The sequence below is a fragment of the Schwartzia succinivorans DSM 10502 genome, from assembly GCF_900129225.1.
GTDB classification, from domain to species: Bacteria; Bacillota; Negativicutes; order Selenomonadales; family Selenomonadaceae; genus Schwartzia; species Schwartzia succinivorans.
Genome location: NZ_FQUG01000002.1, coordinates 533,981 through 560,830, shown reverse-complemented (window position 1 = coordinate 560,830; position 26,850 = coordinate 533,981). Strand labels below are relative to the sequence as shown.

General features: G+C 47.2%; 25 protein-coding genes. 2 read left to right on the top strand and 23 right to left on the bottom strand.

The genetic code is table 11. The features are described 5' to 3' along the window. Positions 1–77 precede the first annotated feature (77 nt). The 19 genes from BUA83_RS02480 to BUA83_RS02390 form a co-directional block, all read right to left on the bottom strand. A complete protein-coding gene (locus tag BUA83_RS02480) occupies positions 78–3,836 on the bottom strand; it encodes a PolC-type DNA polymerase III (RefSeq protein ID WP_072934584.1) in 3,759 nt (1,252 codons plus the stop codon). A gap of 28 nt (positions 3,837–3,864) precedes the next feature. Next, on the bottom strand, positions 3,865–4,476 hold the full coding sequence (locus BUA83_RS02475; protein ID WP_234988197.1) for a lytic transglycosylase domain-containing protein: 612 nt from the start codon (positions 4,474–4,476) through the stop codon (positions 3,865–3,867). A 17-nt stretch (positions 4,477–4,493) separates the two neighbouring features. Beyond that, positions 4,494–5,096, bottom strand: coding sequence for a dephospho-CoA kinase (coaE, locus tag BUA83_RS02470; RefSeq protein WP_072934583.1), 603 nt, complete (start codon positions 5,094–5,096; stop codon positions 4,494–4,496). Between the two features lie 11 nt (positions 5,097–5,107). Then, on the bottom strand, positions 5,108–7,729 hold the full coding sequence (gene polA / locus BUA83_RS02465) for a DNA polymerase I (RefSeq protein ID WP_072934582.1): 2,622 nt from the start codon (positions 7,727–7,729) through the stop codon (positions 5,108–5,110). Further along, entirely contained in the window at positions 7,726–8,832 is a 1,107-nt protein-coding gene (locus BUA83_RS02460; RefSeq protein WP_072934581.1) for a L,D-transpeptidase, read from the bottom strand. The genes polA and BUA83_RS02460 overlap by 4 nt, the downstream gene beginning before the upstream one ends. Positions 8,833–8,835: 3 nt before the next feature. Continuing rightward, positions 8,836–9,363, bottom strand: a complete 528-nt coding sequence (locus BUA83_RS02455) for a hypothetical protein (RefSeq protein ID WP_072934580.1) — start codon at positions 9,361–9,363, stop codon at positions 8,836–8,838. 150 nt (positions 9,364–9,513) lie between these two features. Continuing rightward, entirely contained in the window at positions 9,514–10,173 is a 660-nt protein-coding gene (locus BUA83_RS02450) for a trimeric intracellular cation channel family protein (RefSeq protein WP_072934579.1), read from the bottom strand. Between the two features lie 60 nt (positions 10,174–10,233). Beyond that, positions 10,234–10,440, bottom strand: a complete 207-nt coding sequence (locus tag BUA83_RS02445; RefSeq protein WP_072934578.1) for a hypothetical protein — start codon at positions 10,438–10,440, stop codon at positions 10,234–10,236. A gap of 94 nt (positions 10,441–10,534) precedes the next feature. Next, complete coding sequence (locus BUA83_RS02440; RefSeq protein ID WP_072934577.1) at positions 10,535–10,828, bottom strand: LysM peptidoglycan-binding domain-containing protein; 294 nt, start codon at positions 10,826–10,828, stop codon at positions 10,535–10,537. A gap of 200 nt (positions 10,829–11,028) precedes the next feature. Further along, positions 11,029–12,006, bottom strand: a complete 978-nt coding sequence (locus tag BUA83_RS02435) for a hypothetical protein (protein ID WP_072934576.1) — start codon at positions 12,004–12,006, stop codon at positions 11,029–11,031. 20 nt (positions 12,007–12,026) lie between these two features. Beyond that, positions 12,027–12,617, bottom strand: coding sequence for a BsuPI-related putative proteinase inhibitor (locus BUA83_RS02430; protein ID WP_072934575.1), 591 nt, complete (start codon positions 12,615–12,617; stop codon positions 12,027–12,029). A 134-nt stretch (positions 12,618–12,751) separates the two neighbouring features. After that, a complete protein-coding gene (purD, locus tag BUA83_RS02425) occupies positions 12,752–14,026 on the bottom strand; it encodes a phosphoribosylamine--glycine ligase (protein WP_072934574.1) in 1,275 nt (424 codons plus the stop codon). A gap of 8 nt (positions 14,027–14,034) precedes the next feature. Beyond that, entirely contained in the window at positions 14,035–14,628 is a 594-nt protein-coding gene (locus BUA83_RS02420) for an IMP cyclohydrolase (protein ID WP_072934573.1), read from the bottom strand. An 18-nt stretch (positions 14,629–14,646) separates the two neighbouring features. Continuing rightward, entirely contained in the window at positions 14,647–15,261 is a 615-nt protein-coding gene (purN, locus tag BUA83_RS02415) for a phosphoribosylglycinamide formyltransferase (protein WP_072934572.1), read from the bottom strand. Continuing rightward, positions 15,254–16,306, bottom strand: a complete 1,053-nt coding sequence (purM, locus tag BUA83_RS02410) for a phosphoribosylformylglycinamidine cyclo-ligase (protein ID WP_072934571.1) — start codon at positions 16,304–16,306, stop codon at positions 15,254–15,256. The genes purN and purM overlap by 8 nt, the downstream gene beginning before the upstream one ends. A 70-nt stretch (positions 16,307–16,376) precedes the next feature. Further along, entirely contained in the window at positions 16,377–17,804 is a 1,428-nt protein-coding gene (gene purF / locus BUA83_RS02405; RefSeq protein ID WP_072934570.1) for an amidophosphoribosyltransferase, read from the bottom strand. A 1-nt stretch (position 17,805) separates the two neighbouring features. Then, positions 17,806–18,519, bottom strand: coding sequence for a phosphoribosylaminoimidazolesuccinocarboxamide synthase (gene purC, locus BUA83_RS02400; protein WP_072934569.1), 714 nt, complete (start codon positions 18,517–18,519; stop codon positions 17,806–17,808). Positions 18,520–18,620: 101 nt separating this feature from the next. Beyond that, on the bottom strand, positions 18,621–19,109 hold the full coding sequence (gene purE, locus BUA83_RS02395) for a 5-(carboxyamino)imidazole ribonucleotide mutase (protein WP_072934568.1): 489 nt from the start codon (positions 19,107–19,109) through the stop codon (positions 18,621–18,623). Between the two features lie 186 nt (positions 19,110–19,295). After that, positions 19,296–19,709 (bottom strand): hypothetical protein, encoded by a 414-nt coding sequence (locus tag BUA83_RS02390; RefSeq protein ID WP_072934567.1) that lies wholly within the window; start codon positions 19,707–19,709, stop codon positions 19,296–19,298. Between the two features lie 120 nt (positions 19,710–19,829). Between BUA83_RS02390 and BUA83_RS02385 the strand changes: the two genes are divergently transcribed. Then, positions 19,830–20,693: a helix-turn-helix domain-containing protein gene (locus tag BUA83_RS02385; protein WP_072934566.1), complete on the top strand. Its 864-nt coding sequence runs from the start codon at positions 19,830–19,832 to the stop codon at positions 20,691–20,693. A 53-nt stretch (positions 20,694–20,746) separates the two neighbouring features. Here the strand turns inward: BUA83_RS02385 and BUA83_RS02380 are convergent, their stop codons facing one another. Beyond that, positions 20,747–21,325, bottom strand: a complete 579-nt coding sequence (locus tag BUA83_RS02380) for a lipid-binding SYLF domain-containing protein (RefSeq protein WP_072934565.1) — start codon at positions 21,323–21,325, stop codon at positions 20,747–20,749. A 223-nt stretch (positions 21,326–21,548) separates the two neighbouring features. Here BUA83_RS02380 and BUA83_RS02375 point away from each other — a divergent pair, with 223 nt between their 5' ends. After that, on the top strand, positions 21,549–22,283 hold the full coding sequence (locus BUA83_RS02375; RefSeq protein WP_072934564.1) for a GDSL-type esterase/lipase family protein: 735 nt from the start codon (positions 21,549–21,551) through the stop codon (positions 22,281–22,283). A gap of 69 nt (positions 22,284–22,352) precedes the next feature. On the opposite strand, the gene BUA83_RS02370 is transcribed toward BUA83_RS02375, so the two are convergent. The 3 genes from BUA83_RS02370 to BUA83_RS02360 form a co-directional block, all read right to left on the bottom strand. Then, positions 22,353–23,267: a Fic family protein gene (locus BUA83_RS02370; RefSeq protein WP_072934563.1), complete on the bottom strand. Its 915-nt coding sequence runs from the start codon at positions 23,265–23,267 to the stop codon at positions 22,353–22,355. Positions 23,268–23,492: 225 nt separating this feature from the next. Continuing rightward, complete coding sequence (locus BUA83_RS02365; RefSeq protein ID WP_072934562.1) at positions 23,493–25,604, bottom strand: cyclic nucleotide-binding domain-containing protein; 2,112 nt, start codon at positions 25,602–25,604, stop codon at positions 23,493–23,495. Positions 25,605–25,644: 40 nt separating this feature from the next. After that, the gene (locus BUA83_RS02360; RefSeq protein ID WP_144340490.1) at positions 25,645–26,643 is read right to left on the bottom strand and encodes a hypothetical protein; all 999 of its coding nucleotides are present in this window, start codon (positions 26,641–26,643) and stop codon (positions 25,645–25,647) included. Positions 26,644–26,850: the final 207 nt, after the last annotated feature.

Sequence of the window (26,850 nt, the reverse complement as noted above, 5' to 3'; positions counted from 1 at the left end):
TTCAAGGGAGTTTTTCTCAAATTTTACATTTTTTCAAGTGAGTTTTTCGTGTTTTTTACATTTTTTCAAGGTAGTTTTCAAAAAAGCTCCATCTGGTCGCTTTCCATCATGCCCTCAAGGCTGCCATGCTCACGAAGAAGCTCGATATTTGTTTTCGATACGGAGCTTCTTTTCCTGATATCGGCAATAGATGTAAAGTGTCCATCCTTTCTTGCCTCCACCAGACTTTTCGCGGCGACGGTGCCGAAGCCTTTCAGTGATGTGAACGGTGGCAGCAGGGATTTTTCGAGAATTATGAAGTTCTCTGCATCCGAGCGATAGAGGTCAACCTTTTCCACTGAATATCCGCGCAAGTACATTTCCCAGGCAATCTGAAGGACTATCATAAGCTCCTTCTGTTTATCATCAGGCTTATCAATTGCCTCTATTCGTTTTAGCTGTTCTTTTACGGCCTCTTTGCCTGCCGAGACTATGTTGACATCGAAGGCATCGGCACGAATGGAAAAGTACGCGGCATAGAATGCCAACGGGTAGTGTACCTTGCAAAAGGCTATGCGATAAGCCATCATGACGTATGCCGTCGCATGAGCACGTGGGAACAGGTACTGTATCTTCTGGCAGGATTCTATGTACCAGTCAGGCACTCCGCCCTCTTTCAGCGTTGCGACAACATCCTCTTTGATACCCTTTCCTTTTCTGACAGCCTCCATTGTCTTGAAGGAGAGCAGCGGGTCAATCCCCTTATGGATAAGGTACATCATGATATCATCACGGGCAGATATAGCATCATGCAGCGTGCACGTGCCTGCCTTGATAAGAGTCTGTGCGTTATCCAGCCATACGTTGGTACCATGAGAAAATCCTGATATGCGCACCAGGTCGCTGAAGCAGCTCGGGTGCGTGTCATCTATCATCTGACGTGTGAAGCTGGTACGGAACTCCGGAATACCAAATGTTCCCGATGTAGCCCCCAGCTCTTCCGGAGTAACACCCAGCGCTTCCGTCGAATGGAAAAGACTCAGTGTTGCAGGATCATCGAACGGTATCGTTTTCGGGTCACGGTGCGTCAAAATCTCAAGCATTTTTATGACCGTCGGATCATCATGCCCCAGATTATCAAGCTTAACAAGACGGCTGCTTATAGAGTGATAATCAAAATGCGTTGTTATCGTTCCTGCTTCTTTTTTGTTGGCAGGATACTGCACCGGCGAGAAAAAATGGATGTCCATATTTCGCGGAACAACCATAACGCCCGCAGGATGCTGTCCTGTTGTACGCTTTGTTCCGACTACGCCGTTGACTATGCGCTGTATGAAGGCAGGGCGCTTCTTCTGTCCCTTTTCCTCATAGAATTTCTTTACATAGCCGTAGGCAGTTTTATCAGCCACAGTCGCTATAGTACCGGCACGATAAGCGTTGTCCTTACCAAAAAGTGCCTGAGTATTTTTTTGGGCACGGTTCTGGTAAACGCTGGCGAAGTTAAGGTCGATATCAGGAACCTTATCTCCGTCAAAGCCCAAAAAGACCGCAAACGGTATATCATGTCCGTCCTTTATAAGCGGCGTTCCGCATACAGGACAGTCCCTGTCGGGAAGGTCATAGCCGCAGCCATAGGAGCCGTCCGTTATAAATTCACTGAATTTGCAGTGAGGGCAGCGCCAATGCGGCGGCAGCGGGTTGACCTCAGTGATATCCGTCATTGTTGCGATAAACGATGAACCTACGGAGCCTCGTGAACCAACAAGATATCCGTCCTCGTTAGACTGACGTACCAGCTTATGCGCAATAAGATAAAGGACGGAGAACCCGTGTCCTATGATGGGAACAAGCTCCTGGTCGAGACGTTTCTGTACGATATCAGGCAGATTTTCTCCGTACCATTCATGAGCGCGGTTATATGACATATTCCTGATAGCTTCATCAGCTCCCTGAATCATCGGAGAATAGAGATTATCCGGAATCGGCTTGAAGGCTTTGACCATGTCAGCAATCTTTCTCGGATTAGTTACACATGCCTCATAGGCCAGGTCTTCACCAAGATATTCAAATTCCTTCAGCATTTCCTCTGTCGTTCTCAGGTAGAGCGGCGGCTGCTGCTCGGCATCCTCAAAGCCGTTTCCTGCCATGATAACCGTTCGGTAAATCGCGTCCTCAGGGTTGAGGAAATGCACGTCGCAGGTAGCGATAAGCATTTTATCCAGCTTTTTTGCAAGCTCCGCCACTTTAAGATTTATTTTTATCAAATCGTCATCAGTCTGCACATCAGGGAATTCACTGCTGCGCTTCAAAAATGCATTGTTGCCTATGGGCTGAATCTCAAGATAATCATAAAATGACGCAATCTCAATAAGCTCTTCATCGCTTTTGTGAGCAACAATAGCGCGGATAAGCTCCCCTGCCTCGCAGGCAGAGCCAATTATAAGCCCTTCCCTGAATTCTTCCAGAATCGGCTTTGGTATACGTGGACGGCCGCGGTAGAAAAAGCGCAGATGTGAAACAGATACGAGTTTATACAGATTGTGCAGTCCCACAAGGTTTTTCGCCAGAAGGATTATATGATTTGCAAAGCGCTGCTTGTAGTCATCGCCTGTCAAATAGCCTTCCATTCCGTAGATGATTTTGATTCCGTACTTTCCACTTGCATCCATGGCTTCCGGAAATGCCTGAACAACACCGTGATCTGTAATGGCAACAGCAGGCCAGCCCCAGCGTGCCGCTGTCTGAATCATCTTTTTGGTAGATACTACAGCATCAAGAGCACTCATCTGTGTATGAAGATGCAGCTCAACCCTCTTTTCCTCAGCATTATCCTCACGCTGAGTTACAGGCTCCTCCTTTACGCTGTCAACAAACATTACAAGGTCGTTCTGATATATATCGAAACGTATAGAGCCCTTTACTCTCACACGCATTCCGACCTTTAGGGAACCTATTACCTTTTCAAACTCATCATGATCCTTGAAAAAGGCTTTCGTGCTGATGCCCTGTGTCTCATCCGCCACATCCATGAGCAGGATTGTCGTCTCTCTTAAATCCCTGCTGTCGACAGACTCTATCTCGCCGAGTACTACAATATCCTTTGATTCATTTTCAATTTCCTGAATAGGTATTACACGCCCATCGACGCCACCGCCAAATATACAGCCCGGAGCCGTTTCTTTCTTTTTGGGACGACGTCTCGGGTGTTCTCCGCCCCCATTTGCCGGATTTATCTCCTGCTTTGGCTTCGGTTCAGGATTTGCTTCACGTACCTGCTCCTGCTTTGCAGCCTGCTTATAGGCACTCATGCGGTAGATTGTTTTCTCTATATCCGGAAGCTCCAGCATTTCGCCGTCATACGCTTCACACTCTACATCACAGTAACAGCCTGTCATTTCTCCGATTGCCTTTTGAAGTCTTTCTGCCAGAGAATGATTTTTAATAAGCGTTGCAGCCATAGCAGAGCTGAGACCTACCCTAAGCGTACCGTTTTTCAGCTCCTTTTTCGCATTTCTGAGCAGCATACGAAGTGCCGGAGCATCTGACGTCACTTTACCTGTAAGCCTTCCCCAGATATTTTCAAGCACTGAGGAAAGATCCTCTACCTTTTGGTAAAAAAGCACCTCGCGAAGTCCGTTTTTTTTGCAAATATGTGCCGATGCGCCATCAAGAAGCGCATCCTCCAAAAGCTCTTTTGTCTCCAGAAGAATCTCCCATCGGGCATCCTGAGGTGAAACCTCTACATGACGAACAAAGCAGCCCTTGAGAAGTGCCGCCTGTTTCTCCGAAAGCGTCATATCCTGTACGAGCTGCCAAAATTTATTTGATTTTTGTGGGACGATACAATATTTTTCCATTTAGTCCTCGCAATATTACAAACAGTCCTTATCTTCTTTCATATAACGACTGGTATTTCTCTTTATTTTTCAAAACCTTTACAACGTACTCACGAGTCTCGGCGTACGGAATCTCGGATATCGAGTGAAAACCTTTTTTCCATTTCTTTTCTTCCATCCACTCATGTACCATGCCGCGTCCTGCGTTGTATGCCGCCAGCGCCAGAATGTCGTTGCCGTAAAACTCCTGCCTCAGCTCTGCAAGATACCATATTCCATAGCGAATATTGGTCTCAGGGTCATGCAGCATATCCGGAGTAAACCTCTCCTCCTCAAGCTGCACCGAAATCCATTCTCCTGTTTCGGGCATAATCTGCATGAGTCCGATAGCACCCCTGTGTGATTTCGCATCAGGCCTGAATTTGCTCTCATTCATAATTACACTGGCCGCCAGGGCACTGTCTACTCCATTTGCTTCTGCATAGCGCTCGACGAATTCCTTATAGGGATACGGATAAAAATATTTTTTCTGCACCGTTTCGAATTCATAAAAGCTGCAAAAAACAAGCGTCATAAGCACGACTCCGGCTACAAACAAGAAGGCGTATTTTTTCCGCGTCTTCTTGCGTTTATTCATAATTATTGTCTGAAGCCGCGTCAAAAGCACTACCTCCTGATTTATTTCGAAAATTCTTCATTCCAGGCTTTATCTATCTGACGGTTTGTTGACTCAAGGTCCCCGTTGTTGTCAATAACAACATCAGCCCTCGCCTTTTTTTCCGCCAAAGGCATTTGCGATGATATGCGGTCAAGGGCCAGCTCTTCCGTGAGGTTGTTCCGCTCCATAAGGCGTTTTAGCTGTGTTTCGGGACTTACATAAACAACCCATACTGAATCTGCCATATTCTCCCAGCCTACCTCGTAAAGAAGCGGTACATCAAGAACAGCAGCCTCAGCTCCGAGTCTTCTGCAGTCCTCAAGCTTTCCCAAAAGCTCTTCCTTTACAAGCGGATGCGAAACAGAATCAAGCCAGGCTCTTTCATCCGGATTTGCAAAAATTATTTTTCCTATGGAAGCACGATCCAGCGTGCCATCCTCCTTAAGAGCCTTTTCTTTTCCGTAGCGCTCCACAAAAAGACGCCAAAGCGGCGCACCGGGCTCAGCAATACGGTACGCAGCCTCGTCGGCATCAATATGTGCGGCACCGTAAAGCTCATGAAGACGCTTCGAAACAGTACTTTTGCCGCTTGCAATACCGCCTGTCAATCCGATAATACGCATATGCTGTCTCCTCATTTCGCCTCTGCCCAGTTTTTACCGTAATGAATGTCTATCGGCAAAGGCACCGAAAGCGAAACTATCTTCTCCATAGCACCCCGAAGGATTTCCTGTACCTTTGAAAGCTCTTCTTCAGTCGTCTCTATAACCAGCTCATCGTGCACCTGAAGCAGTATGCGGCTCTTAAGACCTGCATCCTTAATCGCACGATATGCAGCTGCCATCGCCAGCTTTATTATATCTGCTGCAGTTCCCTGTATAGGGGTATTCATCGCCATACGCTCCGCCAGGGAACGCTGAGTGAAATTTTTGCTGTGTATCTGCGGCAGATCGCGGCGACGTCCGAAGAGAGTTGTCACATAGCCCTTTTCATGTGCCTCCGAAACAGTACCATCAATAAAGGATTTTACTCCCGGGCATTTTTCAAAATAACTCTTGATATATCCTGCCGCGTCCTTCCGCGATATCCCAAGGTCCTGTGAAAGACCGTAATCGCTTATTCCGTAGACTATACCAAAATTTACAGCCTTTGCACGTCTGCGAAGCTCCGAGGTAACATCCTCCATCGGTACCCCGAACACCTCAGAGGCCGTGCGTGCATGAATATCCTCATCGTGCGTAAAGGCGTTGACAAAGTTTTTATCCTGCGAAAGATGTGCCAGAATACGAAGCTCAATCTGCGAATAATCTGCAGAAAGAAGGTAATCATATCCCTCACCGGGCTCAAAAAACTCACGGATGATGCGTCCCTCTTCCTTACGGACAGGAATGTTCTGCAGATTCGGGTCAGAGCTTGAAAGTCTTCCCGTCGCGGTAACCATCTGGTTAAAGGTGGTGTGAACGCGCTTTGTTTCACTATCTATAAGCTCTCCGATACTGTCCAGATACGTCGATTTCAGCTTCATCCAAAGCCTGTATTCGAGAATTTTTTCAACAATCGGATGAACATAACGAAGGCTGTTCAGCACCTCTGCATTCGTAGAGTACCCGGTTTTTGTCTTCTTCTGCGCCGGAAGGCCCAGCTCATCAAAGAGCACCTCGCCAAGCTGCTTGGGAGAATTAATATTAAACGGATGCTTTGCCAGAGTATAAATCTCCTGCTCCAAATCCAGAAGCTTTTTCCCGACAGCTTCAGCCTGGGCGCTCAGACGGTCACGGTTAACATAGATACCGTTCTCCTCCATCTCGGCAAGCACAGCCACAAGCGGTTTTTCCATATCGTTATAGAGTTTTTCCATATCATAGCCCTTGAGCTTCTCAAATATTACAGGCCAAAGCTTTGATACAATTCCGGCGCCTTCTGCCGCCTTCTCTGTTTCATCTTCGTCCGCGGAAATTGCCGGAGCAGACGGAAGCCATATGCTGCGCAGCTGTTCAACGTCCGCCGTTCCTATCGACGGATCTGCCAAATACGCGGCCAGCTGCACATCCTCTACATGTGCCTCCCTGCTTCCCCCAACATGGTAAAAGCTCTTGAGGTCGATTGTTACCCAGTGAAGCGAAGCATCTTCCAAAAGAGGATACAATATGTCCCACGCCTCACTGCCGGATTCGACAACCGCATTTTCATCTCCCGTAGAGAGTCCCAATGCACGAAGCTTCAGATGAGGCACTTTTCCCTCGTATACTCCGCAAAACGCAGGAACCGATGCCTTCCGCAGCTTATCCGCAAAGACCTCTGCCTCATTTCTGCCTGCGATACGTGCCGCCTTATGCTTCTGCTCTGTTTCCTCTGTACCAAGCTCTAAAAGAAGCGTCCCCTGGGCCGGATACAGCTTTTCAAAGCCCTGACGTGCTGAGCGCATACCATATTTATCACAAAAAGCAAAAAAACGCTCATGATCCGGCGTTATTGCGTACTCCTCCGGTGTAAATTCAACCGGAGCATTGCGTTCAATCGTTGCGAGCTTCTTGGAAAGCTCCGCCTGTGCCTGATTTTCCGTCAGCTTTTCCTTGAGCTTCTTACCCGAAACCTCATCAATATGGGCATAAACATCCTCAAGAAACCCAAACTGAAGTAAAAGCTTTGTCGCAGTCTTTTCCCCGACCCCCGGAACTCCCGGAATGTTATCGGAGCTGTCCCCCATAAGGCCTTTAAGGTCAATCAGACGAATAGGCTCAAAACCATACTTTTCCTTAAAAGCCGCCTCATCATAGCGGACAATGTCAGAAATTCCCTTGCGCGTATAGAGTACGTTTACATCCTTGGATACAAGCTGCAGCGCATCGCGATCTCCCGTCACTATCAGAACCTCGTAGCCGCCTGCCTCCTCCGCGCGTTTTGAAAGCGTACCGATGATATCATCAGCCTCGTAATTATCCATTTCAAGGAAAGGTATGCCCCATCCCTCAAGAAATTCACGAAGAAGAGGCACCTGCGCAGAAAATTCCTCAGGTGCCTTATCACGATTTCCTTTGTAGTCCGCAAACATTTCCGTGCGAAATGTATGACGGCTCTTATCAAAGGCGACGACCATGCAGTCAGGCTTATATTCTGCTATCATTTTCTGAAGCATGTTGGAAAAGCCTACAACAGCATTAGTGTATTCGCCTGTCGGCGATGTCAGTAACGGAAGCGCATAGAAAGCCCTGAAGAGCAGACTGCTCCCGTCTAATATCATAAAACGCTGACTCATTTTGTTTTCCCCTGTACGATTGAAGTAATTTTCGACGGAACTCCCGCCTCAGGCAAAAACCCATTCATTTTGGATGTGCCCTTTTCTGCTGCAGGTCTTTCTGTCTGAACCACATAATTTGTTTTATTATCCGGTGCTTTTTCTTCCGGCTTTGCTTCTATCGGCTTATTAGTTACAAGTCTCATTGTTCTGTCAGCATCTATATCTCCGCTGAGACCAAACAACACTTTGCCTTCATCAGCCTTTACAAAAAGCTGGTTTCCGAAAACAACTCCCTGAGCCGTCCCAAGAACAGTGCTTACCGTCCCACTGCTGACATCACGGGTATAGTCAATCTTCGTCACATTTGAAAGCGCCTGCACCGGAAGATAAAGCGGGCTGTCCGCAGGCATTACTGCTCTTGCAGAAAGCCAGCGGTCGTCAATTTCAATGCGGAAGGTACGCGGCAAAAACGTCGGTCCGCCATCCTCGTTCTCAATCTTTTCACTTATATCCTCATTAGTCAGAAAAACGCCTACTCCGTACTCATCAAGAGCCTTACGGACGCTGCGTACATCAAGCGGCTGACGGCCGTATCCGTCAGGGTACACGTAATAAACTACAGTACCGTCGTCCATTGTCTCGATAACAAGGCGGTTATAATAGATTTCCACCTTTGTTCCGATTTCCACCTTAGGATAAAGCTGCTCAACATCCTCTTCATTAAGGCGGATGCATCCATTGGAATAATAACCGCCTATAGAGTCCGGACGGTTCGTACCATGGATTCCGTACATATCATAAAATCCAATCCAGCGCTGGCCCAATGGATTTTCCTCTCCCGGCTCAACACGCTTCTTATGGTCCTTCGGGTCAACCCAGGTCGGATTTTCTTCTTTGTCACTGACGGTAAAATTACCGACAGGAGTCGGAGTTTCGATTTTTCCTGCGCATATATGATACATATACGCCTTGCGTCCATTCTGATACAAGGTCAGAATACGACTTGCAAGATTGATGGTAATACGGTCAGGTGTGCCGGCAGATGCTCCTCCTGCCGCCTGCACGACTCCCATGCTCATCATAAGAGCAGCCGCAATAATACCTATAACTGCTTTTTTCATTCTTTACTCGCCCTTTTCCCCGCAAGTTTTGCTGCGCCGCATTAACGCATATATCCCCCATACAGCGAAAAATACAGCTCCAACAGCTGCACCGTACTTTATAACAGGCTCCACGAACGTTGCACGCCAATGAAGCTCATCCTGTACGGCCCATACTCCAAAATAATTGATAACCCAAAAGATTTCAAAACTGGTAAAAAGATAAAATTTAAGGCTTGCTTTACCAAGACGCCACATCGGAATGATGTACAAAAAGCCCATCAGCCACAGTGGCACAGCGTACAAAGCACCCCACCAAAAAGCTTCCCCTGACTCCATAAAACCCCTCCAAACACAATCTAATTTATTATAACGCCTTCGTCCCAGTTTTGCCACAGGCAAAACTTCCTCTGTCAGCGTTTCAGCGAGACAGCCTGCATTTTCGTGTTGAATTCTCTTTTCCAACACAACTGTATATACCGCAAAAACCATCTGTCGAGCTATAATGCCTTTAATCAAAGTTTGTCCACGACAAACTTTCCTATTTGGCATTTCACCGAGGCATCATCCATTTTCGGACTCAAACCTCATTTTGTCAAACTGAATTTATCAAAAAATCATCTGCCGAGGTATAACGCCTTCGTTCCAGTTTTGCCACAGGCAAAACTTCCTCTGTCAACGGACTGAAGATATTTCGTATCATCAACATTTTCCCGATGACCTTTTTCTAATGCCCTCCGGTCTCGGATGATAGAGCTGCCATCCGAAATGAATCGCACCAAAACGCAATAAAAGCACAACCGAAAATCCTACCCATGATGCAAATTCCTTGTAACCGGCATACCAAACAGCGCATAGAGCCAGCCCTCCTGCCAGAGAAGCTATTGCATACACATCCATTCTGAGGACAACAGGAACACGCTGCGCCATAAGGTCCCTAAGTATACCTCCTCCGATTCCGGTACTGACTCCCAATGTAGCCGGCAGGATATACGCTATATCCCCGCCCAGCCCCATCATGGCACCTGTAACAGTAAACGCCGCCAGCCCAATGGTGTCTGATATATTATAAATATGACCAAGCCAGATTTTCTCTTTTTTTGTCACCTTGAGCTTCACATACAGTCCTGAAACAATCAGCGCCGTCACTATCGGAAGCAAAAGGCCCGAAGGAGTACGAAATGCCAGCGGAGGTGTCACTCCCATCAAAATGTCGCGAAGTATTCCTCCTCCGACTGCCGTCAAAATGGACAGCACAGCCACCCCAAAAATGTCCATCCGTCTTGAAAGGCCAACCATTGAGCCTGAAACAGCAAAGGCAATTGTACCTATAAATTCAAACAAGAACCAGCTAAACGTCATTTTTTCCTCCTGCAAAAAAACGGACTCGGCATTATGCCGAGCCCGACTTTTTCTTATTATTTAATCCTGCCTCTCCAAAAGCTCTGCAACTTCTTCCTTTGCTGCCTGTGTCACAAGGACTGTCACGTATCCATTGATAGAATCAATATCTCTTCCGTTGATACCGACTTCCTTCATGTGCCCGCAGCATGCAATAATCTTATCAAGTGCATCCGAGCTTTTGCTTTTAGATTCTGTACGAATCAGGTTAATGATTTCCGAATTCATTCTTCATTCGCTCCTTTATGCATAAGAATAACCGCAATAAATACTTGGTTATATTATACACTTTGAAATAATGAGATACAACCAAAAATCCAAGTTATCTTTCAGCCATCTGGGGTGGCAGTTCCTTCACCAGTACAGGGATTCTGAGCTTTTGTCCGGTGCGTACAGCGCCATCTGAGGTTAAACCATTGACCTCAATAATTGCCGCGGTTAGCTTCTTTGCCTGTTTTCCGTCAACAGTATAACGTCCTGCAATATCCCATACACTTTCATTACGTGATACTGTAACCGTATCAAATCTGTCACTTCTGAGATAAGCATTATCCAGGTTAAACGGAGGAAAAAGAAACAAGTAAAGTGCAGCGAATGCCCAAATCAATTTTTTCATAATCAACATCTCCCGTAAGTTTCTCGAACACATCTTCTTGGAACTTTTGTTCGTGTCTATATTATCACAGAACAGATATTCGTGCAATACTTTCGGAACATATTTTCCAAGAAATTTTGTTCGATATTTTATCACTTCCCTCCATCATAAAAAAATTCTCCACACAGCATCGTTTTCAATGCTGTATGGAGAATTATTACTCAAATTACTCCCTGTGTCTTCAGTTCACGTTCAATCATCATTGCATTCTGTTTCCAGTCAGGATTATATTTTACTGCTTCACGGTTCCAGTTCAGCTGCCCATAGCGGTCACCGGCCAGCCTGCAGTTGTCAGCATATTCCAGACAAAGCATCCATTTTATGTCGCGCTTCGCGCCTTCCTCCATCGTGCTTTTATCCACAATCTCCCATGCACGGCCGATGCTTTGCGATGCACCTATATAATCATTCAGCCCACGGCGCATAACCTTGGAACAGGATACCTGTGTTGTCCACGCCATCTCTGTATTGCCGGCAGCCTTGTAAAGCTCTGAAGCCTTTTGATAAGCATTCACCGCATCAAAATAGCCCTGCAGATTTTCATATCCGTTACCCATTGCCTCGTAAGCGTTCGCCTTTTCACCGTCATTTGACGCAAACTCCAGCATGGCTTTGCCAAAAGCACATTCAGCCTCCCCCTGCCCAAGCATCTTTGATGCCATAGCACGGCCTCGGAGAGCCCTGTATTTCTTTTCATTTGACTGTGCCAGTTCAGCTGCATTTTTGAAGGATTCATCTGCCTCGGCGTAGTTTTTCCTGAGGAGGCTCTGATTTCCCTGCTTGATAAGATCCTCAGCCTGTGTTTCTTTTTCCTGACGGGCAGCTGCCTCACTCTGTTTTTTATCTACAGGTTTTTCTTTTTTACCCGTCTTTTCCTTGCCGCCATTCTCTGCCGGCACTCTCTTTTTATCAGTTATAAGTACGTTATAAAATTCTACCGCAGCCTTCTTTGCCCCCGCTGCCATCTCGACAACTGAATCCTTCCATGTTTTTTCCTCAGGAGGAACCTCAGTAACAACCTCCTCCTGTGCAGGCTGTTCTGCTTCCTTTTCCTCTGAAGGAAACAGAAGCTTAAAACCAAAATACCCGCCTGTCGCAAGAACTACGAGTAAAAGCAAAATCCCTATTGCTTTTTTCATTGCTCACGCCCCCTGTTCTGTCAATCATCGTACCAGCGCCCATTCCCCATACCGATACGTATTGCTCCATGTATCGAAGATCCTCCGCTTTCCTGTATTCGTTCGGGGATACTGGCAGAAATTGTGTACGGCGTATCCTTCAGAAACGCGGTAACAACAGCCGCATTGTCGCGTATTTTTTTGTAATCAGAACGCTTTATTTCCGCCTTGTAAACAACCGAATCCTTCGCTCCAACAGTTGATGACGTGAGTGCCTGCGTAAACGCCATACCTTCGGACCATTTCCAGAGCACCTTGCCCCGTTTGTCCAAAATGACAAACTCATATATCTGTCCGTCCCTATGCTCAATTGTGTACGGCGTATCGCCCTCATTTGTTATGCAAAGCTCCATGACAAGCCCGCCGTGCTTTTCTTCAACCGTCAGCTCCTGAGCTACTTTGTCAACCGTAAAGCCGGCATAGCCCACAGATGAACCTGACGAGCCGGATGAACCTCCGCCTGCCGGGAAATATACTCCTATTTCTGTACCAAATCCTGCATATGCGGTTTCTACAGCTCCTGTAATCAAAATGACTCCGACAGACAAGCCTGCAAGCAATTTTTTTATCATACGAAATCCGCCTTCTTATGTAAAAATCTGATTATATATTTCATTTTATCACATTTTCTAAATTTACTGAACAGTATTCATTAATCAAAAAAGCGAAGTCTGAATCAGACCTCGCTTTTCTTTAATCCAAAGCTTCAAAGACGCTCAAGCGCCCTGTGGGCTATATCCGTACGGTGATATTCTTTATCGAAGGAAATTTTCTTAACCCCTTCGTACGCCTTATCAACAGCAGCTTTTATGTTTTCTGCCTGTCCGACGACACCAAGTACACGTCCGCCGTTGGTTACGATTTTGCCGTCAACATTTTTTGTGCCTGCATGGAACACTATATCGCCGTCAGCCTTTGCGGCATCAAGACCCGTTATTTCCTTGCCCTTTTCATAGCTTCTGGGATATCCGCCGGATGCCATGACTACACAAACTGCCGCGCCGTCCGACCACTCGATAGGCGTCTTGTCCAGAGTGCCGTCAATACATGCAAGCATGACCTCAACGAGGTCGCTTTTCAGAAGCGGAAGAACAACCTGCGTCTCAGGGTCTCCGAAGCGTGCATTGAACTCAACTACCTTAGGACCCTTGTCTGTAATCATAAGTCCCGCATAGAGACAGCCCTTATAAGGACGTCCCTCTTTGTTCATGGCTTCAACCATCGGCTCAAGAATTTCCTTTTTGACACGGTCCATGATATCCGGCGTAATAACCGGTGCAGGTGCGTACGTTCCCATGCCGCCTGTATTCGGCCCTTTGTCGCCGTCATAGACCGCCTTGTGGTCCTGTGACGGAACCATAGGTACGATAGTCTTTCCGTCCGTAAACGCGAGAACAGACGCTTCCTCGCCCTGCATAAATTCCTCAATGACAACACGGCTTCCTGCCTCGCCGAACGCCTTGTCGGTCATAATAGTATCTATTGCCGCAACAGCCTCGTCCGCATCCTTTGTCAGTATGACACCTTTTCCGGCGGCCAAGCCGTCAGCCTTGATAGCAAATGGCTGGCGCATCTGACGTACATATACGCGCGCACGGCCCGCATCTCCGAACACCTCATAGCGTGCCGTGGGAATCCCGTAACGTTTCATGACCAGCTTTGCATAAACCTTTGAGCCTTCAAGCTCTGCCGCTTTTCCGGTAGGGCCAAACGCCTTGATTCCTTCTGCCGAAAGTGCGTCAACAACACCATTTGTCAACGGCACCTCAGGGCCGATTACCACAAGGTCAATTTCTTTGTCTTTGGCAAATTTTACGATGGCATCGTTATCCTCGATATCGATGCCCGATACACACTCAGCGATATCCGCCATTCCGGGATTTCCCGGAACAGCGTAAAGCTTTTCCGTATGCCTGCTCTGACTGAGCTTCCATGCAAGCGCGTGTTCACGGCCGCCGCTGCCAATAACTGCAATTTTCATTCTACGCCTCACTTACTGATTTGCTGCTTCAGATAGTTCTGAATGCAGTCATCATATTCCGCCGTATGAGCAAATGCTTCCTGTGCCAGCTGCATGCGGAGCATCCCCGACGTGCAGCCGTCCTTTATGATTGCTTCCGCAACCTCATCATAGCGCTTCGGATTCGTAACGACTGTAACAAACTTGAAATTCTTCGCAGCTGCACGAATCATTGCCGGTCCCCCGATATCAATGTTTTCAATAGCTTCCGCAAGAGTTACGTCCGGCTTTGCGATTGTTTCCTTGAACGGGTACAGATTGACAACGACAAGGTCAATCGGAGTTATCTTATGCTCCTTCATGGAAGCCACATGCTCAGGGTTGTCACGTACTGCAAGTATTCCCCCGTGAATATACGGATTAAGAGTTTTCACGCGTCCATCCATGATTTCAGGGAATCCCGTTACATCACTTACATACATGACAGGAATGCCTGCTTCCTTGATAGCACGCATAGTCCCTCCCGTCGAAACAATCTCAACGCCTGCCGCATGCAGTTTGCGCGCAAACTCAACAACGCCGGTCTTGTCCGATACACTAACCAATGCACGTTTAATCTTCATGAAATCCACGCTCCTCACTTATTTTAAAATACGGACCATTCGGCCCTCTACCTTCAGCTTGTTTTTCAAATAAAGTTCAATGGCACGGGGATAAATCTTATGCTCCTCTACCAAAACACGGGCTGCAAGCGTATCCTCAGTATCATCATCCTCAACGGGAACAGCCGCCTGCAGAATGATTGGTCCGCTGTCCATACCTTCATCGACGAAATGAACAGTGACTCCAGAAACCTTCACGCCATATTCCAGCACATCACGATGCGCATGCGCGCCCGGGAAGGACGGCAAAAGCGCAGGATGTATATTCAGGATTCTGCCCTTGAAGGCACGTACAAAATACGGACTCAAAATACGCATAAAGCCGGCCAGAACAACCAGCGTAACACCATGCTCCCGCAGCTTTTCAACGAGCTTTTCCTCAAACTCCTGCTTATCGGAGCATTCCTTTCTGTTGACACAAAAATTCGGAATACCTGCTTTTTCGGCACGTTCAAGTGCCATAACATCGGGTTTGTCTGTGAGAACTACACCTATAGGTGCAGGGATCTGTCCGCTTTCAACTGCAGCAATGATAGACTGGAGGTTTGTACCACGTCCCGAACATAGTACACCGATTTTCTCTTTATCAGCCATTGAACACTCCGCCTTTGATAACAACTTCATGCTTACCCTTTGTCACATGACCAAGTGTATAGACCGTCTCGCCTTTTCCTTCAAGGGAAGCACGGATTTTATCCGCATCCTCAGGTGCAGCAATGATAACCATACCCACGCCCATGTTAAACGTGCGGTACATTTCCGGCCAGTCCACGTTGCCCCATTTCTGAAGCAATTCAAAAATCTTAGGCATTTTCCATGCGCCTGCGTCAATCTCGACACCCATGTCATCAGGAAGAGCGCGGGGAATGTTTTCATAGAAGCCGCCGCCTGTGATGTGTGCCATCCCGTGCAGATTAAAATCACGGATAAGAGGCAGGCAGACACGCGGATAAAGACGAGTCGGAGTCAAAAGCTCCTCCCCGATAGTTTTTCCGAGGTCTTCGATATATTCATCACCCTTGAAGCCCTTCAGCTCAAACACGATTTTTCTGACGAGAGAAAAACCGTTGGAATGAAGTCCTGATGAAGGAAGTCCAAGAATGACATCTCCTTCTTTTACCCGCTCGCTGGTGATGATTTCGGATTTTTCTACAGCACCTACCGCAAAACCGGCGATATCATATTCTCCTACCGGGTAAAACCCGTTCATTTCGGCCGTCTCGCCGCCAATAAGCGCACATCCGGATTCCTTGCATGCGCCTGCAACGCCTTTAACAACGGATGCGACCTGCTCGGGATCTAGCTTTCCTACAGCAAGATAGTCAAGGAAAAACAACGGCTCCGCGCCCTGTACGAGAATATCATTGACACACATAGCAACAGCATCCTGTCCTACCGTATCATGCTTGTTGAGCATGAATGCAAGCTTAAGCTTCGTACCGACTCCGTCTGTTCCGGAAACAAGCACCGGTTCCTTATATTTTGTCGAAAGAGCGAAAAGCCCGCCAAAGCCGCCAAGATCTCCCAATACCTCAGGGCGGTACGTTGCCTTAACGCTGTCCTTTATGAGCTGTACGGAATAATTTCCTGCATCAATATCCACACCTGCATCGCGGTATGTAAGTTTTTTATTCTCCATGAGTTACCTCCAAAATTCCGGATAGTATGGATTGCGCCTCATCCCTTATGCCGGAATGAGGCGCAAAAAATCAGCACTTGCGCTGCTCAAAAACGTATTTGCCGGAGCCCTCAGGCTGCTTGCCCTGCTCAACCGGATAATCGCTGTTAAAGCATGCGTAACACATATTATTCGGGTTAACCGCTGTAAGAGACTCCTTGAGTCCTTCTATAGAGAGGAAATGCAGTGAATCAGCCTCTATGTACTGGCGAATCTCCTCCACAGATTTTTTAGCCGCAATAAGCTCCTTACGCACAGACGTATCGATTCCGTAGTAGCAGGGGAATCCAATCGGAGGTGAGCTGACGCACATATGCACTTCCTTTGCGCCGGCATTGCGGAGCATTTTTACAATCTTTCCGCTTGTCGTACCGCGCACTATGGAATCATCAACCATGATTACAGATTTGCCCTCGACAACAGAACGGATTGCATTCAGCTTCAGCTGAACGGCCGTATCGCGTTTCTTCTGTGTCGGCTGAATGAATGTTCGCCCGATATAGCGATTCTTCATAAGGCCTTCAACGAAAGGAATTCCTGCTTCGTAGGCATAGCCCGTCGCCGCCGTTGTACCGGAGTCAGGTACTGAAATAACAATATCGCCCTTAAACTTACTTTCGCGGGCAAGAATACGTCCCATCATAAAGCGCGCATCATGCACACTCTGTCCGTCTATGACCGAATCAGGACGCGCAAAATAGATATATTCAAATATGCAGGAAGCAAGCTGCTGCTTCGGTGCAAAATGTACGGATTTTATACCGCTGTCATCAATGATGACCATTTCACCCGGCTCAATATCGCGCACGAATTCCGCGCCTATAACATCAAGACCACAGCTCTCAGAGGAAAGCACCCAGCCGTTTTCAAGCTTTCCAAGGCAGAGCGGTCTGAAGCCCTGCGGGTCGCGTGCTCCGATGAGCTTATTCTCGGTCATAAGCGTGATACAGTATGCGCCCTTGACCTGGTTAAGGCTGTCTGCAAGACGTTCCTCAACAGTCTCCTTGCGGGAGCGGGCAATAAGATTCAAAATAACCTCAGTATCAATTGAGGTCTGAAAAATCGTCCCGTCATCCTCCAGCTTTTTACGAATCTCCATAGCATTCGTAAGGTTGCCGTTGTGTGCAAGACTGATTTTTCCACCGGAATAATTGACAATCAAAGGCTGTGTATTCTGCAGAAGGCTGGAGCCCGTCGTGGAATAGCGTACGTGCCCGATAGCAATGTACTGATTGTCCATATGGGGCACCTGATGACGAAATACCTCGTTAACAAGGCCCATGCCCCGTGTAACATCCATCCATGCTCCATCAGTAACCGCAATACCGGCACTCTCCTGTCCACGGTGCTGCAACGCATAAAGTCCGAGATACGTCAGCGCAGACACATCCTCATCGTGCGCAAACACACCATAGACTCCGCATTCTTCATGCCATTTGTTCCCTAAAAGCTCATACATCTTATCTTTCTTCTCCTGTCAGGCGGCGAAGCATTTCCTTGTATGCGCCTTCAACATTTCCCAAATCACGACGGAAGCGGTCCTTATCCAGCTTCTCATGAGTATCGCTGTCCCAGAAGCGGCAATTATCCGGAGAAATCTCATCACCCAGAACAACCTCTCCGTTATAACGTCCAAACTCAAGCTTGAAATCAATGAGGTCAACCTTTTTCTCCTTGAGGAAATCCTTGAGAATAGAATTGACTTTAAGTCCCAGCTCCTCGACCTTTGCAACCTCTTCAGGAGTTGCAAGCCCGACAGCCTGAATATGATAATGATTCAGCATCGGATCCCCGAGTTTGTCACTCTTATAATAAAGCTCAACGATAGGCTTCGAGAGAACTGTACCCTCTTCAAGTCCAAGACGCTCAGCCAGAGAGCCTGCAGCAACGTTGCGCATGACAACCTCCAGCGGAATCATATCGAGCTTCTTTACGAGCATTTCGCGTTCGCTCGGCATGCTGACATAATGTGTCTTGATTCCCTGCTTCTCAAGAAGTTCAAAGAAGAACGCCGTCATCTTGTTGTTCATGATACCCTTATCGGCAATCGTACCTTTTTTGGCGCCGTTGCCTGCCGTAGCATCATCCTTATAATAGACCAGCAGCTCATCTGCTTTGTCTGTCGCGTAGATAATCTTTGCCTTGCCCTCGTAAAGTGCTTCCTTCTTTTCCATGCTGAAAAATTCCTCCCATAAAGTACATAATCAAATGCTTCTATAAGTGGTCATAACGCAGTATAGCTGCATGCTCTGCGTTTTTTATATTAACACTGCACTCAAATCTGTGCCTGCACACGGGCCGCTTTTTCATCGACCTCTTTTGCAAGCTTCTCGCGGTACTCCTTCATCTTTGCGGATAAAGCCGCATCTCCCACAGCCAGAATCTCCACCGCAAAAAGTGCCGCATTCTTTGCTCCGTTGATTGCCATAGTTGCAACCGGAATGCCCGACGGCATCTGCACGGTAGCCAGAAGCGAATCCAGGCCGTTCAGGGCCGACGCATTGATAGGAACACCTATAACCGGAAGCGTCGTATAGCTGGCAACGACACCGGCGAGATGTGCTGCGCCGCCTGCCGCCGCAATAAAGAGGCGTACATCTCTCTCCCCTGCGGTTGTTACAAGTTCACGAACCTTTGCCGGTGTACGATGAGCGGATGCCACCGTCACCTCGGCTTCCACGCCGAACTGCTTCAGAACCTCAGCCGCCGGTTTCATAATCGGCCAGTCAGAATCACTGCCGATCACAATCGCCACTTTGCTCATTTTTCTGTTCATCCTCCTAACGAAAGTATGTACATCACAAAAAAACAAACGTTACCCAAGCAGGTATCCTGCCCGCTTTCGGGATAATTATAACATAGGGCCTAGACATAAGAAAGCGAAATCGAAAACGACCGGCTTCGAATTCGAAGTCGGCCGTTATGTATACACAATGATTTTTTATTCGATTCAACCTGCCAAAACCGAAGCAGAGCAAAGAGTTTTACCAAGTATTCCCCTGCAGAAGCACTCCGTAAGGCGAACCTCGCAATGCTCAGGCTCTGTCCCTGTCAGGGAGACACGGGACGAACGCTCCATAGCATTCAAAAGCGACGCCGCCTGCATTGCCTGTCCCTGCTTACCAAAGCAGAGCGCTGCCGCATAGCGCGCAGCATCATCAAGCACGGTTTCCCGTCCCTTTGCATCAAAAACACGGACATCCTTTGCATTTCTTCCGTCGATGACAACAAGGCGGTCGCCACCGATACCATCCCCGGCATCCATAAGGCGCATGCATCCGGCTGTCTCCGGCATTTCTCCTGCCATCTCGTCCCAAACAATATAGCGTACACCGGAAATTACGTATTTTTCTAACTGCCGCATGGTTCATCGCCTCCAAAATTTCTTTAACTAGAGTATAGCAGGCACAAAAAGAAGGAAAAATGCAATTTTGTGCTGTTTATATATCAAAAAGTGCTATACTTGAAAAAAGGAGGAAATTTCATGGACAAACCAAGGGAATCTTACGAAAAACGAGGCTACCTGAAAGAGGGCTTTCGTGTTTTCCGCCTGAGCGACGCTGCAATGGAACCTATACCGTTTCATTACCACGACTTCCATAAGATACTTGTTTTCCTCTCAGGAAACGTAGACTACACCATAGAGGGCCGCACCTGGACACTCTCACCAAGAGACCTTGTCTTTGTTCGCGCGGGAGAAATTCACCGTCCCGAACCGGAAGCAGGAGTACCCTATGAACGCATCGTAATATATGTATCACCATCTTTTTTCGAGCAGTATAAACGCGGCACCGAAGATCTCTCACTTTGCTTTGAAGGGCCTGTTGCCGAGGCAGTAGTGCATCTTGCTCCCGGCAAAACCCACGACCTTCTTTTTCATCTTGAAAAGCTTGAACAGACTACCCACGCAAAAGGCTTTGCAAATCCCCTTTACGTTGAAATGCTGTTCGTAGAATTTCTTATACTGCTTAACCGCGCCATGCTGAAGAGCGAGCTTGACCCTCTGGCACCTGTTCTCCATGATGAAAAAATCCAACAGGTCATAAAGATAATCAACGCAAGGCTTGAAGAACCTCTATCCATTGACGCGCTTGCCGCAGAAATATTTGTAAGCCGAAGCTACCTCATGCACTGCTTCAAAGAAGCCACAGGCTGTACCATCCAGCAGTACATAAAAAGCAAACGGCTTCTGAAAGCGCGTCTTCTTCTCCTCCACTCGCCCGATGAAACCCTTGATACCATCGCAAGAACCGCAGGATTTGACGGCTATCTTCCCTTCTTTAGGGCATTCAAAAAAGAATTTGGCAAAACTCCCCAGGAATGGAAGGCCGAAAACTTAATAAAATGAAGCAACGGGATGCATAAATCCATCGGATTCGTGCATCCCGTTATTTTTGCATATTACTTTTCACCGTTAAGCTTCTTGTCCCTTGTAAACTTCGTTCCGTTAAGGGATGCCTCAAGTGTGATTCCCTTGGTTGTCATCTGATATACCCAGATTCCATCCGCCAGCTTCACGGCTCCCTCTATTCCGCCGCCGCTTTCGCCATCAGTAGCTCCTGCAGATGCCGTACCGCCTCCGCAGGTCCAATCACCCGACGTAAAATGCTCCCACACGTCCTGATTCTCAAAAATAAAGACGAGAGAATACTCCTTAACGCCAAGCCCAAGCCCTGCCGAGAGTTCCTTCATATTCATGAAGCATTCCTCGCCGGTTACGTTGTTATATGCAACACCACGTCCATGAGAGCTTCCGATGATTCCGACTTTTATTCCTGTATTAAAGAACACCGCATAAGCGTGACTGTTTTCTACCTCGTACCGTGCCCCTGACTGACGCTCATAAAGCTCCTGCAGCGTTGCCTCCGCCTTATCACGCGTCTCGGTGCGCTTTTCCTCAACGCTCTTTGCAAAAACCGTTCCCGCACAAAGCACCATCATAACGCATGCCAAACACAAAATTCTCCAAGCCTGTTTCACCGAATATTCCTCCTTTATAAATGATATAACTCACATTCAGTGAAAGCTTTTCATCCTCACCGAACTATTTATTATTTTACACCATCTCAATGAAAAAACACAAAAATTCACACAATTTTTCTACCTATACAGGGTTATCTTTAATAAAAAACTGTTTTCACGCAGGATTTTCGAAATTAATATAGAAGATTTAATGTAAATCTCAAATCGTGGGGCGAATATTATGAAAAAATTTTGCGTTTGGATTTTAGGTTTCACAGCAGCTGTCATTGCGGTATTTATCCTTTACTGCGGCGGTCCTGAAAAGGCTGCAGCTCAGACCGAGGACTTTCTTGAGGACATGCTGCGTGACGAAAACACACCTTCCTACCTGACACTCTATTACAGAAGAAAGCATTTACTCTTTGCAGTAAAACCTCACGCACCTCATCCTATCGTCTTCTTCGGTGACAGCATGACCGACCGCGGGGACTGGGATGCACTATTCCCCGACGTCCCGCTTGTAAATCTCGGAATTGGCGGTGATACAACGGACGGCCTTCTGAACCGCATAGACCAGGTAACTGCCATGCAGCCGCCAAAAATTTTCCTTATGATTGGAACAAACGACCTCTGCTTCTACCACGACATACCGACCACACTTGAAAACTACGACAAAATACTCTCAATACTTCACAAGGAGCTTCCTGACACAACAATATACATAGAAAGTGTATTGCCGTTTAACGAAACCATATTCCCGGAGGCAGGCCTCCGTACCAATAAAAATATCCTGAAGCTCAACGAAGGCATAAAAAAGCTTGCCGAAAAATACAATGACACTTATCTGGACATAACTCCCGACTTTACGGACAAAAACGGAAGTCTCCCCGCCGACCTCACCGTCGACGGCCTGCACCTCAACCAAAAAGGCTACGAGCTCTGGAGAGACAAAATAAGCAATTACGTGAAATCATAAGAACAAAAATACCGTATCCCGATTTTTAGCAGGATACGGTATTTGTCTTCTCATCAATCTATCTCACGTTTATTCATGAGGTATATCAAGCATATCCAAAATTTTTATAAACGTGTCCTGCCCGTCACGGCAGGTATCAATAAGCCATCCTTTTTCTTTTCTCCATTCAGACAATCCCCGATAATAAAAAATCTTTTTCCGGTCTTCGATAATGAAAGGTATCACATTGTGGTGAAGACATTCTTTCAAAGCTATAAGCCTTCCGACTCTGCCATTTCCATCCTGAAACGGATGAATAGCTTCAAACTCGGCATGAAATGCAACAATATCTTCGAATGTTACAGCTGCGATAGCATTGTAGCGTTCAAGCAGCTTCCTCATCCGACCTTGAACCTCATCCGGCTTTGCTGTTTCTCTGCCGCCTACGACATTGGCACGTTTCTTGTAATCACCTACAGCAAACCAACTTAGTTCGGCATCCTTTGTATCATGCTTCAATATGTAATGCAGATGCTTTATGATTTCTTCTGAAAGTACGTCCTCCGCGTGCTCAATCACATAGTCAATAGCACGGAAATGATGCATGGTTTCAATGATATCATCTACAGGAACACCATCGCCCGCGTCTATTGTATTTGTCTCGAAAATAAGCCGTGTCTGAGCCTCGGATAATTTACTTCCTTCTATGTGGTTTGAATTATAGGTCATTCTGACCTGCAGTTCATGATATAATCCTCCCGAAAGCTTTATCTCCTTTTCGTCACGGAGAATCTGCAAAATTTTATTCTCCGAAACTTCTTTCAGCAAAGCTTCCGGCTTTTGTCCAAGATACTCAGCTATCTTTTTTAGGCTGCGCTGTGACAGCTTTTCTCCTTTTGCGATTTTTGCAATTGTTCGCGAAGAAAGTCCTGTGGCAGAAGAAAGCTCCGTTTTTCCAATCCCTTTTTCTTTTAATGCTTTCTCCAATCCTTCATACAAAATCATATCTGTCACCGCCAGTCTCATCTTTACTTATTTTATTATTTTTTGCGCAAAAAGTAAAGATTTCAGCAACATACACATTCAAAAGTAAAGATATTGTTAGATTTATCCAGCACCTATTAGTATCGGATAAAACCAAGCTGAATTTCGTCCTTGCTCCATAATACTGACAAAAAAGGCTGCTGCACCGGTGAGAAATCACTTATGCAGCAGCCTTTTTTGTTTTTATCAGAGTCTGAGGAATGCAAGCTCCTCTTCTATCTCCTTCGGAAGCGGTTCGCCCGGTTTCATTCTCTTGACCTTTTTCGCCATGAGGTCTACGCCGTGAAGCTTTGCACTCTGTGTAATCCCCCAGCGCTCAATGAGCTGCTGGTACTGCGGATTGATGGCCAGTGCCTTACGATACTTCTGAGAGAAGGTGCAGTAGCGGAACAGAATCTCCCGCGTTACCTTGTTCAGACGCGGCAGTCCAAAAGCTTCGTTCAGAATATATTTCTCGTAGTCCGCAACGAACACAACCTTATAGTCGTTTCTGGCTTTCTGCAGTGCAATCTTGATACGTTCCTTCATGTCAGCAGAGAGATATCCGTTCTTTTTGTAGAACTGGAGATAGTTCATGTACTCCGATGTCAGTGAAGGCTCGGAGATATCCATGTAACGCACGCCCTGGATGCGGCGGCACATCTCCCAACGGAACTGAGCGCACATGCGGACGATGGTTTCTTCCAGCTCCTCCGAGTGGAATACGGAGATAACCATGTGTGCAGGCGTCGTTCTGCGCGGGCCTTCATTCTCCTGCCACATAACTCCGCGGGCGCCGAAGTTCGGCATGAGTATGATATACGGTTTGATTTCCGTGTTATATACGAAATGCTGAATCTTAAGCTCAGGATACTGTATGAGCGCAGGTCTGTAGAAGCAGCCGAAATCAATCTCCGTAACCTTATCCAGGGCAGCCTGAACGCGTTGAATGCTTGCCAGGCATTTATCCAGCGGACGTATAACATCCTGCGCGTTAAATACAGGCACAAAGGACGCCATCTGCCCATTGGTGATTTTATTTGCGGTAACGAACATGTTATGGATCTCGAAGCTTACCATCGCATGGCGGTCATTCGCCAGCTCATCAGCCCGCTGCTGAGTCATGTTTGCAGTGCGAACCTCTTCACGAAGGTACTCCGTCCAGTCGTTGTCGAACTCGTTTTTCGACGGAACAGCTTCTCCCTTGTATATTCTGACCAGCCATTCATACATAGGAAGTATGCGTGTTCCCTCGGGCTCTTCCCAGCTCACAGCCATGTTATACAGCATTTCCGTATTCGCCTTGCCTGCCAGATTTTCATCCACAAAGCCGAACAGGAAGAACATTCTGACCTCTGCGGGAATATGGCTTGTTTCAAGGCTTTTGAAGAAAGCCGCTTCATAGATGTTGTAGTATCCTTCTGCAATGCTCATGCGCAGATGACGCATCTCGTCAGATTTTGCTCTGCGGTCCTCAGTCTCTGAGAACTGCTTGAGATCCTTGCGGAATGTGTCTGCAATCTCCTGGCTGACTCCGGAGAACGCAAGGATAACCTCCAAAGCGTTTTCGATAGTCGGAACCTCTCCGGAAGTCCCGCGGTTTTCAGTATCAACTCTTGATTTTACATCATAGAATGCATTCACAAAATCTGCAGTTCCATTTTTTACCCAGGAGGAAAATTCTGTTGCAGCCTCAAGCTCCTTACGGATACGACGCCCTGTTACCGACGCGCGCATAACGGCTTCAATGCAGAAGCTGGCTCCCAGTGAATAATAATTTGCTTCCAAAGCTCCCCGATGCTCACAGAAGGAACGGCATATCTCTGCTTCCCAGCTTGATGTTATTTCCGGGGTATCAGGTGTTGGAAGCTGCTCCACAAAAGAAAACTGTTCAGGTTCCTTTTCAAGCTTTACGCACATGAATTTATAGTCATTGTAGTTGTACTTGATTTCCTTACAAAAGTTAGCCACCGTGTCCGTAACGGAGTTAAGCGCGTCCAGCATACCATTCGCAAATTCCATGTTGGAAGCAGCCATAACCGGAGCAATGGCTGTCGCGCTTGAAACAGCATCAACAATATCATCATCTGACGTATAATCAAACACGAGAAGGGTAGTATCCTCTGCTGCGGCATAGTCGAATACATACAAATCCCCGGGATTATAAACTGCGCCTGCAATACCGCCTCCGCTCAGACGAACATCAACAGTATCCCTGTTCGTCATAGTTAGCGCTCCGGAAAGAACAATCTCGATATTTTTGACCTCGTCCCCCTTTTTATGCAGGACTTCTCCCTTTCCAATCTTTATCTTCTCCATCTGAATCCCCCTCCGGGTACAATCAATTTAGTACCCTGTATTACTCAAAATTCTTGTTTTCAGCCGCATGAACTGCACTGATATACACGTCACAAACAGCCGCAATCTTATACGCCTCAGGCTTTTGAGGCTTATCTTTTGGCTTGCTCTCCTGCTCCTCCATCAAATTTTCGGGGAGCTCCTCATATTCCTTTGATTTTATAAATTTATCATATGCATCATGAAGCGCACGTATAATCAACACCTGTGTCGGTGGAAGATCCATCCCCGAATCCTCCAAGGTCTCCATTGCCTCAAGAAGTGCCGCTGTGCTGGCAGCAGAGCCTTTGTTCGAATCAAGCACGCCTTCGATACTTTTTTCAAGTCTATGCTCTTCTGTCTGCTCCTTTTGTGCCGCCTCTGTTCCTTCAGCTGCAGACGCCGATGCTGCGGACTCCCCTGTCGCCGCAGTATTTTCATTACCGGTCATTCCCTGCGGAATCTGTGCTTCTCCTGCTGCGCTTCCTGTGTCCATTGACGACGCCGCCCCGCCCGGATTCATTGCCTCCCCGGCTGCGCCTGCTGCCTGCCCTGCAGATACTCCCCCGTTCATGGAAGAAACACCTGCGGCAGACGCATCCGCCATAGCGGCCTGTGACTCCACCTTCATGCTGGCGCGCAGCATAGCCATGCGCACCTCTGCCTTTGTCTTGCAGTGCTTCAGGTCGCGTTCCAGCTGCTCTCTGGCTGACTGTACAACCTTTGCCTTCTCGTACAGCGCCGGCTCCTTTTCCCTCAGATGCTTGAACTCTTCCGCCGAAAGCTTCTTTCCTCTTTTAAGCTTCTGCTTGATCGAATTCGTTTTGGCCTTATCCGCCATTGTCTTTGTTGTTTTCTTTGTTTGACTGGTATTTTGCGTTCCAATCTGCGCAAAGACAGACGAAAAGGACTGTCTTTTATTCAAATCGACAGTCTGACCCGTTGTGATTTTCGTTTTTGCCATGCGTTTTAGCTTCCACTGCTTCGCATAGCTTCCGATTTTACCGATTCCCTCGAACATAATGAAACCTCCGTGCTTACTGTTCCGGCGGATATCCCTTTCCGCCCCGATCGGCTCTGCAGACTGCATCCGTGAAGCCCGCAATACTACTTAATTTTATATTCTGTATTATATCATAATCGTATTTACTGCACCATCACCCAATTTGCTCAAAATCTTCTCACCCCCTTGGTAAAACGTTTTTCCTCCTCCTTCAAAAAAATTTCC

Bases quoted from the DNA above. Each gene is read 5' to 3' on its own strand.
- purN (WP_072934572.1), bottom strand. From the start codon at position 15,261: ATGGCTGATAAAGAGAAAATCGGTGTACTATGTTCGGGACGTGGTACA.
- BUA83_RS02460 (WP_072934581.1), bottom strand. From the start codon at position 8,832: ATGAAAAAAGCAGTTATAGGTATTATTGCGGCTGCTCTTATGATGAGC.
- BUA83_RS02420 (WP_072934573.1), bottom strand. From the start codon at position 14,628: ATGAAGATTAAACGTGCATTGGTTAGTGTATCGGACAAGACCGGCGTT.
- purF (WP_072934570.1), bottom strand. From the start codon at position 17,804: ATGTATGAGCTTTTAGGGAACAAATGGCATGAAGAATGCGGAGTCTAT.
- coaE (WP_072934583.1), bottom strand. From the start codon at position 5,096: ATGCGTATTATCGGATTGACAGGCGGTATTGCAAGCGGCAAAAGTACT.
- BUA83_RS02365 (WP_072934562.1), bottom strand. From the start codon at position 25,604: ATGGAGAAGATAAAGATTGGAAAGGGAGAAGTCCTGCATAAAAAGGGG.
- BUA83_RS02440 (WP_072934577.1), bottom strand. From the start codon at position 10,828: ATGAAAAAATTGATTTGGGCATTCGCTGCACTTTACTTGTTTCTTTTT.
- BUA83_RS02360 (WP_144340490.1), bottom strand. From the start codon at position 26,643: ATGTTCGAGGGAATCGGTAAAATCGGAAGCTATGCGAAGCAGTGGAAG.
- purM (WP_072934571.1), bottom strand. From the start codon at position 16,306: ATGGAGAATAAAAAACTTACATACCGCGATGCAGGTGTGGATATTGAT.
- polA (WP_072934582.1), bottom strand. From the start codon at position 7,729: ATGAGTCAGCGTTTTATGATATTAGACGGGAGCAGTCTGCTCTTCAGG.
- BUA83_RS02480 (WP_072934584.1), bottom strand. From the start codon at position 3,836: ATGGAAAAATATTGTATCGTCCCACAAAAATCAAATAAATTTTGGCAG.
- purE (WP_072934568.1), bottom strand. From the start codon at position 19,109: ATGAGCAAAGTGGCGATTGTGATCGGCAGTGATTCTGACTGGCCGATT.
- purC (WP_072934569.1), bottom strand. From the start codon at position 18,519: ATGGAAAAGAAGGAAGCACTTTACGAGGGCAAGGCAAAGATTATCTAC.
- BUA83_RS02455 (WP_072934580.1), bottom strand. From the start codon at position 9,363: ATGCCAAATAGGAAAGTTTGTCGTGGACAAACTTTGATTAAAGGCATT.
- BUA83_RS02430 (WP_072934575.1), bottom strand. From the start codon at position 12,617: ATGATAAAAAAATTGCTTGCAGGCTTGTCTGTCGGAGTCATTTTGATT.
- BUA83_RS02445 (WP_072934578.1), bottom strand. From the start codon at position 10,440: ATGAATTCGGAAATCATTAACCTGATTCGTACAGAATCTAAAAGCAAA.
- BUA83_RS02390 (WP_072934567.1), bottom strand. From the start codon at position 19,709: ATGCGGCAGTTAGAAAAATACGTAATTTCCGGTGTACGCTATATTGTT.
- BUA83_RS02435 (WP_072934576.1), bottom strand. From the start codon at position 12,006: ATGAAAAAAGCAATAGGGATTTTGCTTTTACTCGTAGTTCTTGCGACA.
- BUA83_RS02385 (WP_072934566.1), top strand. From the start codon at position 19,830: ATGGACAAACCAAGGGAATCTTACGAAAAACGAGGCTACCTGAAAGAG.
- BUA83_RS02370 (WP_072934563.1), bottom strand. From the start codon at position 23,267: ATGATTTTGTATGAAGGATTGGAGAAAGCATTAAAAGAAAAAGGGATT.
- BUA83_RS02375 (WP_072934564.1), top strand. From the start codon at position 21,549: ATGAAAAAATTTTGCGTTTGGATTTTAGGTTTCACAGCAGCTGTCATT.
- BUA83_RS02450 (WP_072934579.1), bottom strand. From the start codon at position 10,173: ATGACGTTTAGCTGGTTCTTGTTTGAATTTATAGGTACAATTGCCTTT.
- purD (WP_072934574.1), bottom strand. From the start codon at position 14,026: ATGAAAATTGCAGTTATTGGCAGCGGCGGCCGTGAACACGCGCTTGCA.